The organism is Psychrobacter sp. NG254 (assembly GCF_015277735.1).
In the GTDB taxonomy this organism is placed as follows: domain Bacteria; phylum Pseudomonadota; class Gammaproteobacteria; order Pseudomonadales; family Moraxellaceae; genus Psychrobacter.
The window spans coordinates 649836-666761 of the sequence record NZ_JADHDA010000001.1; the positions used below are offsets into that span (position 1 = coordinate 649836).

General features: G+C 44.5%; 14 protein-coding genes. 8 read left to right on the forward strand and 6 right to left on the reverse strand.

The genetic code is table 11. The features are described 5' to 3' along the window. Positions 1-143: 143 nt before the first annotated feature. The gene (gene maiA / locus IP510_RS02590; RefSeq protein WP_265087553.1) at positions 144-788 is read right to left on the reverse strand and encodes a maleylacetoacetate isomerase; all 645 of its coding nucleotides are present in this window, start codon (positions 786-788) and stop codon (positions 144-146) included. A gap of 125 nt (positions 789-913) precedes the next feature. Here maiA and IP510_RS02595 point away from each other — a divergent pair, with 125 nt between their 5' ends. After that, positions 914-1771, forward strand: coding sequence for an IclR family transcriptional regulator (locus IP510_RS02595; RefSeq protein WP_194363222.1), 858 nt, complete (start codon positions 914-916; stop codon positions 1769-1771). A 45-nt stretch (positions 1772-1816) separates the two neighbouring features. Here IP510_RS02595 and IP510_RS02600 read toward each other — a convergent pair whose 3' ends face one another. The 5 genes from IP510_RS02600 to IP510_RS02620 form a co-directional block, all read right to left on the reverse strand. Beyond that, complete coding sequence (locus IP510_RS02600; RefSeq protein ID WP_194363223.1) at positions 1817-2869, reverse strand: TRAP transporter substrate-binding protein; 1053 nt, start codon at positions 2867-2869, stop codon at positions 1817-1819. A gap of 153 nt (positions 2870-3022) precedes the next feature. Continuing rightward, positions 3023-3598: a VOC family protein gene (locus tag IP510_RS02605; protein WP_194363224.1), complete on the reverse strand. Its 576-nt coding sequence runs from the start codon at positions 3596-3598 to the stop codon at positions 3023-3025. Positions 3599-3772: 174 nt separating this feature from the next. Next, a complete protein-coding gene (fahA, locus tag IP510_RS02610) occupies positions 3773-5074 on the reverse strand; it encodes a fumarylacetoacetase (protein WP_194363225.1) in 1302 nt (433 codons plus the stop codon). Positions 5075-5328: 254 nt separating this feature from the next. Next, positions 5329-6525, reverse strand: coding sequence for an aromatic amino acid transaminase (locus IP510_RS02615; RefSeq protein ID WP_194363226.1), 1197 nt, complete (start codon positions 6523-6525; stop codon positions 5329-5331). Between the two features lie 157 nt (positions 6526-6682). Continuing rightward, positions 6683-7630, reverse strand: coding sequence for a LysR family transcriptional regulator (locus IP510_RS02620; RefSeq protein ID WP_194363227.1), 948 nt, complete (start codon positions 7628-7630; stop codon positions 6683-6685). Between the two features lie 178 nt (positions 7631-7808). Here IP510_RS02620 and hppD point away from each other — a divergent pair, with 178 nt between their 5' ends. The 7 genes from hppD to IP510_RS02655 all read left to right on the forward strand — a co-directional run. Further along, on the forward strand, positions 7809-8909 hold the full coding sequence (gene hppD, locus IP510_RS02625; RefSeq protein ID WP_194363228.1) for a 4-hydroxyphenylpyruvate dioxygenase: 1101 nt from the start codon (positions 7809-7811) through the stop codon (positions 8907-8909). A 132-nt stretch (positions 8910-9041) separates the two neighbouring features. Next, complete coding sequence (gene phhA / locus IP510_RS02630; RefSeq protein WP_194363229.1) at positions 9042-9977, forward strand: phenylalanine 4-monooxygenase; 936 nt, start codon at positions 9042-9044, stop codon at positions 9975-9977. A gap of 142 nt (positions 9978-10119) precedes the next feature. Beyond that, positions 10120-10461, forward strand: coding sequence for a 4a-hydroxytetrahydrobiopterin dehydratase (locus tag IP510_RS02635; RefSeq protein ID WP_194363230.1), 342 nt, complete (start codon positions 10120-10122; stop codon positions 10459-10461). 197 nt (positions 10462-10658) lie between these two features. Further along, entirely contained in the window at positions 10659-12065 is a 1407-nt protein-coding gene (gene nhaC, locus IP510_RS02640; protein WP_194363231.1) for a Na+/H+ antiporter NhaC, read from the forward strand. A gap of 370 nt (positions 12066-12435) precedes the next feature. Then, positions 12436-13923: a PepSY-associated TM helix domain-containing protein gene (locus IP510_RS02645; protein ID WP_194363232.1), complete on the forward strand. Its 1488-nt coding sequence runs from the start codon at positions 12436-12438 to the stop codon at positions 13921-13923. Between the two features lie 835 nt (positions 13924-14758). After that, on the forward strand, positions 14759-15721 hold the full coding sequence (locus IP510_RS02650) for an OmpA family protein (protein WP_194363233.1): 963 nt from the start codon (positions 14759-14761) through the stop codon (positions 15719-15721). An 86-nt stretch (positions 15722-15807) separates the two neighbouring features. Beyond that, on the forward strand, positions 15808-16926 hold a 1119-nt coding region (locus IP510_RS02655; RefSeq protein WP_227669424.1), incomplete at its 3' end, for an Ig-like domain-containing protein.

Sequence of the window (16926 nt, forward strand, 5' to 3'; positions counted from 1 at the left end):
TATATAAACTTTGAGTAGTAAGGCGTCTGAGGGAGGGTGTTTATGTTAAATATTTTTTAACTGAATAATGTCCTTATTAAGTTATTTTTCACTATACACGCTTCTATATAATTTTGTCGAGAGATTTATTGCTTTGATTGTTATCAGTTTTTTGGTGCATCAGGTTGCATCATAGGGTCGGCATTTGCAAAGGCTTTTAGGGTACGGCAATGCGTATCAATGTCGACGATATTGGGATAGCCAGTCATGTTTACTTTGAACCGACGTGCGGAGGATACTTGTGGAATGAGGTAACAATCTGCGAGCGTAGGGCTGTCACCATAACAAAATTTTCCACGACCTTTATCTGCCGCTAAGCGTGTCTCTAAAGCAGCAAATCCTTCGCTGATCCAGCGGTTGCACCATACAATGACATCTTCCTCGTCTACCGACAGCTTATTACGCAGGTACTGTAAGATGCGGCGATTATTAAGTGGATGGATGTCGCAACCAATCATGGCGCTCAGTGCACGTACATGCATGCGCCCAGCAGCATCTTTAGGTAATAATGCTTGCTCAGGATAAGCCTCTTCTAACCACTCCAAGATAGCTGGACTTTGGTATAATAGTAAGTCATCGGCTTGTAATACTGGTACCAACCCTTGCGGATTAATGGCTTTAAAGGCAGCTTCTAACTGCTCATCCTGTGCCAAATTGATCGTGATATCATCATAATCTAAGCCTTTTAGATTCATGGCGATACGGGTGCGGTAAGAGGTGCTGCTACGAAAGTAGCCATAAAGTGTCATCATTGTTCATGTCCTTGATATGTTTTATAAGATAAGTAGGATTAAGCAGAGATTGCACTTACTGATATTTGGCCGAATAAGCCACCACCCAAAAACTCTCTCAGCACACTAGAAACGAGCAAAACATGGCAGTCGCTAAAAATATTGTAGGTGGTTCCGCCATCAGTAAAAACCAAAGTGGTGTTCAGTCGCTTGAGATTGGGCTGTCGATACTAGATGTTTTGATCGATCATAATGCACCTATGATGTTAAAAGATATTGCAGAAGCCATGCAAATGCATCCGGCGAAGTGTCATCGCTATTTGGTCAGCCTCATTCGTAAGAACTATGCGCGTCAGCTAGATGATGGTCGATATGGATTGGGAGATAGAATCAATGCATTGGCATCATTAGGGCATACTGGATTCAATCAAAACAATCTGTTGGCGCGTCTCACGCAAGTAGCTAATGAAATCAAGGACACCTTAAATTGCGGTGTACAAATCGCCAAATGGTTTAGTGAAGGCCCTATCATTATTCAGTCTGTTGAGCCAGACAGTCCGATTAGTATCATCACTCGAATCGGCTCACGTATGCCCTTAACCACATCGGCCACAGGGCAACTGTTTGCCAGCTATCAACCTGATGCAGTCATTCAGCCACTGGTGAAGGTTGAATGGCAACCGAGCAATATCGCAGCAGATATGGCCAAGAAGTGGCAAGATTTTGCTCAGCTGCAAGCCAAAATTCGTACTCAAGGCTATGCGACAGTGACGGGCGATATGCTCATGGGGATTAATGCTATTACGATACCCATGATATTGCCGCAGCTTGCCAATAGTGCTGCTAAACCATCCACGAGTAGTGACAAAACTATTAGCGAAGCGCTACCACTAGAGTATGCCATCACTATCATTGGAACGACAGAGCAATTGCCAATGAGTGAGCAACACAATGTGGTAGAGAAAATACTAACGATAGCGAGGCGTTATCATATTGCCTAGCCAGTATGTGTTGCTATAAGCTAGGGTGTGTCTTCAATTCATGCTTTAAACCATGCAGGCGCTACTGGCCGCTTTTGCTTTTTTGTATACATTGTCAGCGTCTAGACCAGTCGCATTTACCTCATCTAGGTAATGCTGAGAGCCCTCCATTAATGGGCCTCTCCAATCTGGATCATTAAGTGGATCAGGGATATCAATCATAATATCGCCTTTTTCTTTGGCAGCGGCCATTGCTTTGGCATTGCTGACGTCAAATACTTTAGAAATATGCGCTGCCAGCTCTGCGCCTGAATTGTCATCAATTACTTTCTTTAGGTCATCAGGCAAATTGTTATATTTCTCTTTATTCATACTGATGACAAAGGTGGAGTTATAAAAAGGAATGTTGGTATGCGTGTTGATTAACTCGTCAAGGCGAAATGCTTGAATAGGTTGCCAAGTAAAGCTAAGCCCGTCAATGACACCGCGCTGCAGAGAGGTATAGGTATCACTGGCAGGTATGCCGACAGGTGCAGCGCCCGTCGCCTCAATAATGTGGCTAGCAACGGCAGAAGGTTGACGAATACGTAGGCCTTTCATATCGGCTGGCGTGCGAATCGGTTTATCAACGGTATGAAGCGCACCTTGTCCAGTGCCTATCAACGCGAGCAAGTGAGTGTCTTCGTACTCGTCTTTAATGACAGCGTCATCATATAGTTTATGAAGTATACAGCTCTGCTGCTGTGCGGTATTGGTGATGCCTGGCAACTCTACAATTTGAGTCAAAGGAAAACGTCCTGCTGTATATCCTTGTGCTTGCATACCAATATCCACACTACCTTTAGCCGTAGCGTCATAGGTAGCACCTGGTTTGCTGAGCGTTGCAGAAGGGTAGATCTCAACCTTTAAGCGGCCTTTCGAATCTACTTCAATTTTCTTTGCCCATGGCTCCAATGCTTCGGTGTTTATGTTGTCAGTAGCAGTCATGAAATGCGAGAACCGCAATGTCGTCACTTTACCTGCATCTGTAGATGCGCCAGCTGCTTGGTCGTTATTGGAGCAGCCAGTCACTGCCATCGTGGCAGCTAGAAGTATTCCTAGAGGGGGTTTTACTTTCATCATAGAGTCCTTTCATGATGGTTGGGTATTATTTGCTATCTTTTGTGACCTAGGGCGTGTCTTCAATGAAGACACGCCCTAGGTCATGTAGGCTTAAAGTGATGATTTATTGACCGTAGGGAGAAAAGGTAGCAAACAGAAAGATAGAGAAATTTACTCGCCGACAGGCGCGATTTCCCTTGCTTCAGCCAGCTCATCACTATGCAAAAACTGCGTATGTGCTGGGGCGCGTTTGGTACGAGACCACTCATCTAGCATATCTTGCTTGATGGCGTCTGTAATCATCGAGACTTTATCTTCTGAGGTCGGGTCGTCATAGGTCAGCTCTAGACGATGACCATTAGGATCAAAGAAGTAAATCGAGTGAAAGATGCCATGATTGGTCACGCCAATGACATCAATGCCGCCTTTTTCCAAATGCTCTTTGGCAACGATTAATTCATCGCGGTCTTTGACCTTTAGTGCTAAATGCTGTACCCAGCTTGGGGTGTTTGGATCAAAGCCCATTTCAGGCTGGTTGGGTACTTCAAAGAAAGCCAAAACATTGCCACTGCCAGCGTTCAAGAAGACATGCATATATGGATCGAAGGCTTTGGTCGAAGGCACATGATCTTCTGCGAATGCCAAAATAAAATCCATGTTCAGGTGTTTTTTGTACCATTCGACGGTTTCTTTGGCATCTTTGCAGCGATAAGCCACATGATGAATTTTCTCAATTTGAAAGCTCATATCAAACTCCTTTTGATAAGGCGTATCACTCATTTGGCTTTATTCACATAACGATGAGTAGGTGAATACACTTGTCTTTCTATAAGCCTGCATGAGAATTTTCACGCCTATTTTGCTATTTCTTTGTCTGTGTTATTTTTTAAATACTATTTATTAGTCACTATTTTCCAAATGCTATTTGTCAAAATCAAAGCTAAGCGCTGGTAATACTTTGCCGCGTACTTCACCAAATCCAACACGGATGCCGTCTTTTTCGCTATAGCCTTTCATAATGACGGTGTCACCATCTTCTATAAAGCTGCGCGTCTCGCCACCATTTAGCGTGACGGGTTTGGTCGCATTCCAAGCAATCTCTAGCATCGAGCCATACGACTCTGGCGTTGGGCCTGAAATCGTACCTGAGCCCATCATGTCGCCGACTTCTACTTTACAGCCAGTAATGGTGTGGTGAGTAAGCTGCTGTGCCATTGACCAGTACATGTATTTAAAATTGGTGTCACAAATGACTGTCGCTGTTTCTGCATCTTTAGGTAGTAGCTCAACTGACAGATTGATATCAAAGCTGTTGTCGCTCGATTTTTCATTTAAATAAGCAAGGGGCTTGGGTTCTTGTGCTGGACAAGCTGTTTTAAACGGTGCCAATGCATCCATCGTGACAATCCAAGGGGAAACCTCAGAGGCAAAAGTCTTGGCATTGAATGGACCTAAAGGTACGTATTCCCACTTTTGGATATCTCGTGCTGACCAGTCATTGAGTAACACCATGCCAAAGATATGATCAGAGGCCTCATCTACGGCGATTGGTTGACCAATATGATTGCCTTTACCAACGACAAATGCAGTCTCTAGCTCAAAATCTAAACGCTTACAGGCTGAGAAGATAGGGCGGTCATCAGCATTGGGTTTTAGCTGACCGGATGGGCGTATTACATCCGTGCCGCTCACGATAACGGTACTGGCGCGTCCGTTATAGCCGACAGGCATTTCAGTCCAGTTAGGCAATAGGGCGTTGTTTGGGTCACGGAACATGGTACCAACGTTGGTGGCATGCTCTTTAGAAGAGTAGAAGTCGGTAAAGCCTGGGACTTGCACTGGCAAATGCATGGTGACGTCTGCTTGCTTAAATAGCGCCTTTTTTTGCAAGTCTACATTGTCACGTAAGGTAGCATTGTCGCTAGACAGCAGCGTTTGAATGGTTGTGCGTGCCTGCGTCCAATTATCTCGACCGGAATCAATAAAAGCATTCAGAGTAGATTGGTCAAAATAAGGGCCACCTTCCAAACTTAATAAGCCTTCAGTCTCTAGTACAGACAAATCAAGCACGTGCTCACCGATGGCAATGCCTGCACGGCGCTTGTTATCACTAGCAGCGTCTTTGCTTTCGCTAAAAATACCGTAAGGGAGATTGTGGATTGAAAAGTCAGAGTCCGTGGCGATATCGATAAAAGAGGTGAGGGTACTGTCAATCGTTGACATGATTTGCTCCTTGCTAATATAAATTGTGAATTACGTTATAATTAACTACTTACGTATAATGTAATTTATTGATATATCGATTGCAAGTTTTTTGTGCAATGTCTCGTGTGAAAAGGCTATGTTGAAAAGTTATTGACGTTTTTTTGATTAAATGCCATGCACAAAAAAAGGCCGAGCAATCGCTCAACCTTTTTCATTCACGTTATCTCTTATCAAGTTACATATCAAGTAAGCTACTAAGTAAGCTGGCTCAATCAGTCTTTTAGGACATCTGCCATGGCATTGGCCACATAATCGATGTTACTGGTGTTCAGGCCAGCCACACACATACGTGAGTTAGAGACCATATAAACACCAAACTCACTTTGTAAGCGCTCGACTTGCTCAGGTGTGAGACCAGTGAAGCTAAACATACCGTTTTGGCGAGTGATGTAGTCAAAGTTACGGTTAGGGATTTTAGCTTCTAACACAGACTTTAGCTTTAGACGCATCGCTTTGATACGGTCGCGCATGGCATAAACTTCGCCAACCCATTGCTTATGTAGTGCTTCATCGTTCATGACGATATCGACCACACGTCCACCATGTGATGGCGGGCTTGAATAGATACGGCGTACGGCCGCATTTAGCTGACCAAACACACGATCGGTTTCGTCTGCGGTTGGGCATACGACAGACAGACCGCCGACACGCTCGCCATATAGCGATAAGTTTTTAGAGAATGAGTTACTGACAAACAGTGGCAAGCCCATATCAACCGCTTTACGGATAGCATAAGCGTCGCTGTCCATGTCTTCGCCAAAACCTTGATAGGCGATATCCATGAATGGAATCAGTTCACGCGCTTGCACAACGTTCAACACGGTATCCCATTGGTCTTGGGTCAAATCCATACCTGTTGGATTGTGACAGCAAGGGTGTAACAGAACCACGTCATCTTTGTTTAGGGTCTCAAAAAACGCAATCATCTCATCGAATTTGATGCCGCCAGTGGCTTTGTCGTAGTACGGGTATTTGCCCACTTCGACATCAGAGCCTTCAAAGATGGCAATGTGATTGCCCCATGTCGGGTCACTTACATAGCATTTGGCGTGCGGAAACCATTCATTGATAAATTCAGCGCCGATTTTTAGTGCGCCAGACCCACCGATGGTTGCAATAGTAGCGACTAGGCCGTCTTTTAATACTTGTGCGTCTTTACCAAATAGTAGCTCCTGACAGCCTTTACGGTGTCCAGGCAAGCCTGCCATCGGTAAGTATGGACGCGGTGCGATAGGATCAGCAATACGCTCTTCGGCTGTTTTGACACAGTCGAGTACAGGCAATACGCCATTCTCATCATAATAAATACCAATACCTAAATTTACCTTGTTAGGATTGCTATCTGCTGAGTATTTTTCCATCAGACCTAAGATTGGATCACCAGCGTAATAATCGATACGTTCAAACATGCCATTTCCTTATAAAAATATAAATCGAGCAGCCGAAAATCATAGAGCAAATCGCAGCTGAACTCAACACGAGAGTGAGTTATATGAGGCAATTAATAAAATAAATCTCAAAATAGATTGTTTATCTACTTATCAAGCACATTTGAGGTGCTATACGTCATTTGGTAGACGATGATTCAGAGTGATGTAGGTCGTTATAATGAGTCGCAAAATATGTTTGCAGAAACTGTTTAAAGGCAATCGTCGCCGGAGACAACGCCCGTGAGGCTCGCTGATAGATAAAGAACTGCCGCATTTTGACCGGTTGTGTGAGCGGGCGCATCAGTAGGCCATTGGCACTGACCCAATCAATCACCTCAGGCATGTAGGGTAAGCATAAGGTAATGCCGAAACCTTGGCGCGTCATCTCAAGCGCGGTGGACATAAAGTTCACCTTATAGCGGGCTTGTTCGATATGAGCGGAGATAGCATCATCGAGCTCTGCGGTTACTTGCTCAAGGAACGGGCCTTGTAAGGTAATCAGCGGCGTCTCTAATAAATCTTGCCAAGTAATTTCATCTCTTTCTGCCAGCGCATGATTGTCTGGCATAACCACGCAAAATGGTAGCTGATACAACAAGTCAGCACCGATATCATCTTCTGTCTCCAAAAATCCAAGCTCAGTACCAACCCCTAAATCGACTTCGATATCTTGAATATGTTTGAGCAAATTCTCTGCTGAACAGTCCAATAGTGAGACGCCGATATTTGGATATTCTTTAGCGAACTGGGCGATGACGGCAGGCAGGGAGGACGCCGCGAACTGAGAAACAGCCAAGCGCACCTGACCTTGGGCCAAGCTGGTCAAACTACTCGCTTCATTTTCAAACAGCTGCATCTCATTCAAGATGCGCCGCGCTTGTGGTAGTAGATGCCGTCCTACTGCTGACAAAGACAACTGGCGAGTGGTGCGATCAAACAGCACGATACCGAGGCCAGATTCTAGCTCTTTGATCAAACCGCTGACAGCAGATTGAGTCAAATACATCTGTTCGCTGGCACGAGTAAAACTGCCGTTGTCAGCGACTTTGATAAAGGCGGTCAATTGGCGAATGCTGATATTCATAAGTAAACCTGATAAATAAATCATAAAAAACAATTAGTCTTATAAATAAAGCTAATCTAATATAAATACAACGTCAACAATAAAGATTGATTATCAATCGTTTTATAGACTTTTACTACTAATCGACTTTTACTACTAACCGACTTTTTACCACCAATTGAAATTAAGGATAATTACAATGGCAGATTTATTTGACAACCCAATGGGACTAAATGGATTTGATTTCGTCGAGTTTGCCTCTCCGCAGCCTGATGCGGTCGACGCATTGTTTAAGCAACTTGGTTTTGCCCATGTCGCCAATCACCGTTCAAAAGACGTGGCGCTATATCGTCAAGGTGATATCAACCTTATCCTAAACCGCGAGCCAAAAAGCCCCGCCAGTTACTTTGTTGAAGAGCATGGCGCTGGTGCTTGTAGCATGGGTTTTCGTGTACACGATGCCAAAAAAGCATACGAGCGTGCTATAGAAATGGGCGCGCAGCCAGTAGATGTGCCAACCGGCGTGATGGAGCTTAGATTGCCAGCGATCAAAGGCATCGGCGGCTCGCTAATCTATTTGATTGACCGTTATAAAGATGGTGAATCTATCTATGATGTCGACTTTGAGTTCTTTGCGGATATCGATAGAAACCCTGTCGGCTATGGCTTCAAAGTCATCGACCATTTAACCCATAACGTCTACCGCGGACGTATGGCGTACTGGGCAAAGTTCTATGAGCGCATCTTTAATTTCCGTGAAATCCGTTTCTTTGATATTAAGGGTGAGTATACAGGATTGACCAGTAAAGCCATGACAGCACCTGATGGCAAAATCCGTATTCCATTGAATGAAGAAGCCAAGCAAGGCGGTGGACAGATCGAAGAGTACCTAATGCACTTTAATGGTGAAGGTATTCAGCACATTGCTCTGGCCAGTGATGACTTGTTTGCCAGTATCGATAAGCTAAAAGCGGCTGGTATTCCGTTGATGACTGCACCAAATGCTGCTTACTATGACATGCTGAGCGAGCGCTTACCGAACCATGGTGAAAATGTGGCTGAATTGCAGATGCGCGGTATCTTATTAGATGGCACGACAGAAGGCGGTGCACCGCGTCTGCTACTACAGATTTTCTCTGAAACCATTTTGGGTAGCCCAGTGTTCTTTGAGTTTATTCAGCGTAAAGGCGATTACGCAGACGGTTTTGGTGAAGGTAACTTTAAAGCATTGTTTGAATCGATAGAGCGCGACCAAGTACGTCGCGGCACGGTCGGTCAGCCAGAGACTGAAACGCTATAAAACTACCTAACGCTTAGACCACATTTAACAAACGGACAAGACAAAAGGACTTTGTATTGTCCTTAATAAGTGCATTACCTAACAGCACGCATGCAAAGATAATGCTCTCATTGCGATAAAAGGAACACAGGCATGGAACGCCTCTCACAGATAGATTCTCCTAATATAGCCATCGGTGCCAATAGCTCTGTAGCCAATCAGCAGGGCAACGATGAATCTACTCATCACAATGCGACCGATAAAAAACAGCCTTACATCTCCCATCAACCTGATGCAAACGGTCATATTCATTATACTGATGATGAAAACGCAATGTGGCAAGCATTATTGGCGCGTCAAGCAGAGCAAACGCCCAATCGTGCGTGTACTGCATATCTAGAAGGTTTGACTAAGTTAAATTTACCGACGACGCATATCCCGCAGCTGCACGATATCGATGAGGTATTGCAAGCGACCACAGGTTGGCAAACTGCCGCTGTGCCTGCATTAATCAGCTTTGGTAAATTCTTTAAGCTACTGGCCAATAAATCTTTTCCAGTTGCGACGTTTATCCGCCGATTCGATGATATGGAATATATTGAAGAGCCTGACATCTTCCATGAAATCGTTGGGCATTGTCCGCTATTGACCCATCCTGCGTTTGCGGCTTTTAATGAGACGTATGGCAAGCTTGGTTTGAGTGCGACCAAAGAAGAACGCTGGTTTTTAGCACGGCTGTATTGGTTTACCATCGAGTTTGGATTGGTCGGCAGTCGCGTGGAAAATCGTAGAATCTACGGCGGCGGTATATTAAGCTCACCATCTGAAACAGTATATGCACTCAGAGAGCATTCTGATCAGCAAGGTGAAAGCCCACATCAAGTAGAGCGACAACCAGAGCATCGTGCGTTTGATTTACTCGATGTATTGCGTACCCCTTATCGTATTGATCAGATTCAGCCGATTTACTATGTCATTGATGAACTAGATACCTTATTTGATATCGTCAATAGTGACATCATGGGTACGGTAAAAAAGGCTATGTCACTTGGATTATTTAAGCCGACTTATACAGAAAAAACTCGTTAAGAACATCAATTAAAAATTAAATACAGTCACTTCAGTACGGAGTATTGAGATAGCAGCAAAGCTATCTCAACATGGTCGTACAAGTATTAAAAAATAGCTATCAAAACAGACATCAAAACAGCCACTATAAAAGGATTTTATTATGACAACATTATCACAATCTAGCTGCGAAGCCTGCCGTATTGGCGCACCAAAGGTCGATGAGTCTGAGGCACGCGAGCTGCTACAGCAAATTCCCGATTGGTCCTTGATCGAGGTGGACGGCATTGAGCAATTGCAGCGCCAGTACAAGTTCAAAAACTTCGTCAAAGCCATGGCATTTGCCAATCAACTGGCAGACATCGCTGAAGCAGAAGGGCATCATCCGGGTATCTTGGTAGAGTGGGGCAAGGCCACCGTCACGTGGTGGTCGCATAGTATCAAAGGTTTGCATCGCAATGATTTTGTCATGGCGGCCAAGACCGATAACTTGCTTGATACTTAATTTGGCTGGTTATTATAAGGTCTAGATAAATTGGATAGGGTATCACGCTTGCTCAGACTGCCATCTGTAGTATCATGGCAGGCTTTTTGCTTATCCGGTTTGTCTTGAACTGACCATATTGCGAAACCCGCTTACTCATACTTCCAAATTCAAACCCAATCTGATGCCAGCATCCACTGGTTATCTAAGGACGACTAATGCCCCCAAAACCTCTCACCCAAATCAGTGCAAAATTGGCATTTGTCATATCAGGCATTGTCATCGCTATCATGGGTATTACCATGATTGGCTTTGGCTGGGTGCCTCATCTGTCATTGATACTCGCCATCTGTGTGCTACTGGCTATCGGTATCTTTAAAGGTCTCAGCTTTGATGACATGCAAGCACAAATGGCCTCAGGTGTCATGCGCGGTATTGGTGCCATCTACCTGTTCTTCTTTATCGGACTGATGGTTGCGGCTTTGATGATGTCAGGGGCTATTCCTACCCTCATGTATTTTGGCTTTCAGCTGATATCACCTGAGTATTATTATATCTCCGCCTTTGTGCTGACTTCTATTATCGGTATTGCTTTGGGCAGTAGTTTGACGACTGCTGCGACCTTGGGCGTGGCGTTTATTGGAATGAGTAATGCCTTTGATGCTAATGTGGCGATAGCTGCTGGTGCGGTGGTATCAGGCGCGTTCTTCGGTGATAAGATGTCGCCCTTATCTGATACTTGTACTATTGCCTCGTCTGTCGTTGGTATAGATCTGTTTGAGCACATTCGCAATATGATGTATACGACAGTGCCTGCGTGGGTACTGACCGTTATATTATTCTGGATGTTTTCAGGACAGACGACCAGCGCTGATCTCAGTCAAGTGACGATATTACAAGGACAGCTGATAGACAGCGGTCTGGTACATGGATATTCAGTACTGCCATTTGTGATACTGGTTGGATTGGCACTGTTTCGGGTCAATGCGATCTATACGATTATCTGTACTATTGCTGCGGCATTAATCATTACTTATGTACACAGTTCACCGAGCGTTGGTCAGCTGGGTGGTTATCTGTTTGCAGGCTATGCACCTGCTGAGTCATTAGAGCTGGGTGAGGTAGGCGGTATGCTGTCGCGTGGCGGTGTACAGAGTATGCTCTTTACCCAGGCGATTGTGATACTGGCACTCAGCCTCGGTGGACTGTTGACCGCACTGGGTATTTTGCCGGCATTGCTATCTGGTATTAAAGACACACTAACGAGCTCAGGACGCGCCATCTTTGCGGCAGCAATGGCTGCGCTAAGCATTAACGTACTGATTGGTGAGCAGTATTTGAGTATTTTATTGTCTGGTACTGCGTTTCGTTCGACGTTTGAGCGCTTACATCTGCATCCTAAAAATCTGTCTCGCACGATTGAAGATGCAGGGACAGTGATCAATCCGCTAGTGCCTTGGAGTGTGTGCGGGGTATTTATCAGTCAAGCATTGGGCGTACCAGTACTGGATTATCTGTCTTATGCGTTTTTCTGTTATTTATCGCTACTGCTGACGCTACTATTCGGGTTTACGGGGGTAACGATTAGTCGGGTTAAAGAGGGAAAAGTGACCGAGGCATTATAGGCAATGATTGATAAAAAAAGGGTGGGACTAAGACTAGTCCCACCCTTTTTTATTTAAAAATACGTATTTACTGATTTTCTGTTCAAGCTGTTTTTCCTTGCTTTAGTTCATATGGGTTACTTGATAAATAAATATGTTTGTGATGAGAAATGTAAGAGGCAAACTTATTGCCACAGATTATGGTTTTTTATTGGTGTTTCTCGTATTATGCAGCCGTGACATTAAAGTCGTTGTTTAGCGTAAAGTTTCTTGAGTAGCAAAAACTCATCTAAAGTGACTTTAGAAGCCCGCCAAAGCCTCATATTGTTTATCGTTATTGACAGATTTCGGTGGTTCGCTGAATCACCACAGATCGTTAAAGGTCATACCTATGCACAAAGACACACACCAACCTATCGCCAATCAACGCTATTTTACAGTTTGGCGGTGGCATTTTTACTCTGGCATTATCATTGCACCTTTGCTAATTGTTCTAGCGGTTACCGCGCTTGGCATGCTGTTTATGTCTAATACGGTAGGGCGCGATGCTGAACGTATGACGGTAGCGCAATCAAGTATGCAAGCACCGCTGTCTGCGCAAGCTCAAAGCGCCGTCGATAGTATGCCTGATAGCACCTTGATCAAATATATTGCTCCGCGCAGTGATGAGACGGTGGCACTGTTTCGAGTGACCTCTGATACGACTGACAATATGGTCGCCGTTGATCCTTATACTGCAAAAGTGGTCGATAGCACGCCCAGCAATAGTGGTTTGTACTATACGTTCAATGATATTCACAGCGATCTGCTGCTGGGTAAGGTAGGAGACTATCTGCTTGAAACCGCCGCCTCATTGACGATTTTGATGATCTTAACGGGCTGGTATCTGTGGTGGCAAAAACGCAGATCTATCAAGTCGATGCTAGTACCCGATCAGGGTATACAGACCATGCAAAAGCGATCGTTGTTTCGTACGATTCATGCGACATTGGGCAGTTGGATCTCTATTTTACTGCTGTTTTTTTGCATTTCAGGAATGGCGTGGGCGGGTGTCTGGGGTGAGCGCATGGTACAGGCATGGAGCCAGTTTCCTGCTGGTAAATGGGGCGTGGCACCCGTGCCGGTATCGACTGACTATAGCCAACATGCTGGCATGAATGAGACTGCACCAGCGCCTCATGTCCATGGCTCGACGCCCACTACTGCGCCTACGCATGGCGGTGTCCTTAATTCAGGCAGTGCTAAAGAGGTTCCTTGGGTGCTTGAGCTAACACCGATGCCTGTGTCAGGGACGACGATGGGTAAAGACGGTATTGCGCCCAATATACCGATAATGATCGATACGGTGGATCGCTACGCTCGTGAAATCGGTTTTGTAGGGCGCTATCAATTGAATCTACCACAAGGAAGTACAGGCGTTTGGACCCTTAGCCAAGACTCGATGAGCTACGATATGAAAAGTCCAACGGCGGATCGCACCGTGCATATTGACCGCTATTCAGGCAATGTGTTGGCTGATATTCATTTTGATGATTATAACGCGTTTGGCAAATTTATGGCGGCAGGTCTTGCGCTACATATGGGTACGCTTGGGTGGTGGAGCGTACTGGCCAATGTGCTGTTTTGTCTGTCCGTTATCCTGATCTGTGTCAGCGGTTATATCATGTGGTGGCAGCGTCGTCCGCGTCAAGCGGGTCAAAGCAGTGGCTTAAACCCACCAGCCCGTGGTCAGCATTTTTCGGTTTGGTGGCCGCTTGCCATTCCTTTGTTAATTGTGGCTATCATATTTCCGACAGCGATTATCGCGATTGTAGTGATCGCATTGTTGGACTTTTTGGTGATATCTCGAGTTGGATTTTTACAGAGATTATTAAAGTAGGCAAGTCATTCAGACAAGGATAACTTGCTATATCGTATGTTAGAAATGGGCGTCTCGTAAGAGGTCGCCCATTTTTTGACATTTATTTTTGCAAAGGCTATAGGATGGTAATAATAGAAGGTGGCAACCATGCTTCAAGCTTATCAGTAGCCTATGTACTCGTTTATGAAAGCTTATCACTCGAGCGTAGTTCTCGTCTTAGACTCATAAAAGGCTTTTCTTTGTCCTCACTCATAGCTATAACCATCATGTATTTGGTTTTAGAATTTAGAATTTAGAATTTGGAACTTGGGAGGAAAGTGCATTTGCACCAGTTGTAGAATAGGTTGTTATTAGGGCATGTGCTCAATTCAAACGACAGCCATCTGACTGGGTTAACAATGCCTAAATCTTGTCAAACGTAATCAAATAGTTGGTCAATATCTCGATATTATCTGCGCTATTTTCCTTGCTTGGCTGCGACTTGTCTCATTTTCATCACTATTTTCATCACTATTTTCAAAATGAGGACACGCCCTAGGGAATTATGGGTATCTATAACAATAATAAGTCGGTTAATTTAAGTTGTAATATTTTTAAAAGGGCTTGGTGATACCTATCAAATTAACGCCCAGTACATTTATTTTTATGTAAAATTGGTTGGTTTTGAGCAACAAAACAATTACTATTGAAGTAATAAAAAATCTCTTATTATTTGTCTACTTTTTATCAGTCTAAGCACATATAGCCTGCTCTATATACGAATATGGGTCAGCTTTTAATGAATTAACTTAAGCATTATTTTAAATTACGTATAAACATTATGTCGAAAAAAACTATTATTCAGGGAATTATCATGGAAAAGATATTGAAAACTGCTATCGCTACGCTTGTCCTACCTACCATGTTTTTTGGTATAGCAGGCTGTAGTATGACAGGTAACAGTAGTATCGATAATGAAGGTGACAGCCGCCGTGTGAGCAATGTGGTATGGAATAACCAAGTCGATACGGATTTCCGAAAATTACTCTCAGCAAAAGTCAGTGATGACGAAACACGATTGATATTTATACGTAAAAACGATGACGACTTAGAACAAACCAGTGCCAACATCTCTGTTAATAATAGATATCAAGTGAGTCTGCATCCTGGGAGTTATACGGCTGTTAACTCGTGTGTTGGCAATAACCAGTTAAGTGCGCATGCGACTGGTTTCAAAGATAACAACTTATTAGCAGACAAGAAAGACTTCCAGTTGGTAGGTGGTCAAACCTACTTCTTCTATGTGGATATGGACGATACAGGTAAAAGTACACTCGAGCAAATAACCCCTGAAAGTGCCTTGCCACTACTAGATACGAAACGCTACCAGTCTCATCAAATCAGTCGAGTCGTGCCCAATTGCTCAGTACCTGTTGTAACAACACCTCCAGTTGTGGCACCAGTCATACCTGTATTGGCTGAAAAAGTGACTATCGAACTTGAAGTGCTATTTGATACAGACAAATCTATTGTGAAGCCTGAGTACTACTCTAAAATTTCTGAAGTGGCGGAGTTTATGGCGCAATATCCGAATACTCTAGTGACTATTGAAGGGCATACTGATAGCCGCGCCAGTGATAGCTATAACCAAGCTTTATCACAGCGAAGAGTGGACGCTGTAAAAGAGGTGTTGATTACTCAATTTGATGTCGCTCCTGAGCGTCTGAGTGCGATTGGTTATGGTGAAGCGCAGCCAAGAGCAACCAATGATACGGCAGCAGGCCGTCAGCTTAATCGCCGCGTAATCGCTGTGGTCGAAGAGCGCCCAAATAACTGATATCTATTAGATGCTGCTATTACCAGAATCGTGTCATAAACCATCAAAATTGATACTGCCATTATTAGAGAATTTAGGATAAACACATGAATACTATTATTATAAAAACAAACAATGCTACTCAGACTATAAAAGAGACGGAAGTCGTTACCAAAGATGGTATACCTACCATTATTAAATCTACAGAAAAAGTAAATTACGAATTTCATGACAATGCGATAAACCGTGCACCCAATCATATCATTACCAAACGCATCAAGAACGACCTCCATGTGTCATTTGAAGAGGAAGGTGAGAATAGTGACCTTGTCATTGAAGGGTTCTATGATCATGCAGATAGTGCTCTGATTGGTATTGCTGAAGATGGTGAGTATTACTATTATATTCCAGATACTGGTGAAACTTATGATTATGTCACGCAGTTAGAAGCAGGTGATGTAGAAGGACAAGCGCTAGGTGGTGAAGAATATGTAGCCGCTGTGATACCCTGGTGGATACCTGCTGCAGCTGGGATTGGACTGGTCGGATTACTGGCTAGTAGAAGTAGTAACAGCAGAGACGATGACAGCAATACGGAAGAGGGTACTGCACCACTCGTAACAGATGATCGTCAAACCGGCACACTCGGTCAACCAGTGGTCATCGACGTGCTCAGCAATGACACCGATCTTGAAGGCGACATCGACCCGACCAGCGTAAAGCTCATCAACCCAGATACAGGTCTTGAAGTCACCAGCTTGACTGTTGCCGGTGAAGGCGTATGGAGTGTTGACCCAGCCACTGGCGCAGTCACCTTCACCCCAGAAACAGGCTTCACCAATGATCCGACCCCAGTGAACTATGTGGTCTCTGACCTCACTGGCAACAAGTCGAACCAAGCCACCATCACCGTAGACTACCCACCAACCGCACCGAATGCCGAAGACGAAATCCAAACCGGCACACTCGGTCAACCAGTGGTCATCGACGTGCTCAGCAATGACACCGATCTTGAAGGCGACATCGACCCGACCACCGTGAAACTCATCAACCCAGACACAGGTCTTGAAGTCACCAGCTTGACCGTTGCCGGCGAAGGCGCATGGAGTGTTGACCCAACCACTGGCGCAGTCACCTTTACCCCAGAAACAGGCTTCACCAATGATCCGACCCCAGTGAACTATGTGGTCTCTGACCTCACTGGCAACAAGTCGAACCAAGCCACC

Excerpts from the sequence above, each read along its gene's own strand:
- IP510_RS02620 (WP_194363227.1), bottom strand. The coding sequence starts at position 7,630 with ATGAATATCAGCATTCGCCAATTGACCGCCTTTATCAAAGTCGCTGAC.
- IP510_RS02605 (WP_194363224.1), bottom strand. The coding sequence starts at position 3,598 with ATGAGCTTTCAAATTGAGAAAATTCATCATGTGGCTTATCGCTGCAAA.
- hppD (WP_194363228.1), top strand. The coding sequence starts at position 7,809 with ATGGCAGATTTATTTGACAACCCAATGGGACTAAATGGATTTGATTTC.
- fahA (WP_194363225.1), bottom strand. The coding sequence starts at position 5,074 with ATGTCAACGATTGACAGTACCCTCACCTCTTTTATCGATATCGCCACG.
- nhaC (WP_194363231.1), top strand. The coding sequence starts at position 10,659 with ATGCCCCCAAAACCTCTCACCCAAATCAGTGCAAAATTGGCATTTGTC.
- phhA (WP_194363229.1), top strand. The coding sequence starts at position 9,042 with ATGGAACGCCTCTCACAGATAGATTCTCCTAATATAGCCATCGGTGCC.
- IP510_RS02600 (WP_194363223.1), bottom strand. The coding sequence starts at position 2,869 with ATGAAAGTAAAACCCCCTCTAGGAATACTTCTAGCTGCCACGATGGCA.
- IP510_RS02650 (WP_194363233.1), top strand. The coding sequence starts at position 14,759 with ATGGAAAAGATATTGAAAACTGCTATCGCTACGCTTGTCCTACCTACC.
- IP510_RS02645 (WP_194363232.1), top strand. The coding sequence starts at position 12,436 with ATGCACAAAGACACACACCAACCTATCGCCAATCAACGCTATTTTACA.
- IP510_RS02595 (WP_194363222.1), top strand. The coding sequence starts at position 914 with ATGGCAGTCGCTAAAAATATTGTAGGTGGTTCCGCCATCAGTAAAAAC.
- IP510_RS02615 (WP_194363226.1), bottom strand. The coding sequence starts at position 6,525 with ATGTTTGAACGTATCGATTATTACGCTGGTGATCCAATCTTAGGTCTG.
- maiA (WP_265087553.1), bottom strand. The coding sequence starts at position 788 with ATGACACTTTATGGCTACTTTCGTAGCAGCACCTCTTACCGCACCCGT.
- IP510_RS02635 (WP_194363230.1), top strand. The coding sequence starts at position 10,120 with ATGACAACATTATCACAATCTAGCTGCGAAGCCTGCCGTATTGGCGCA.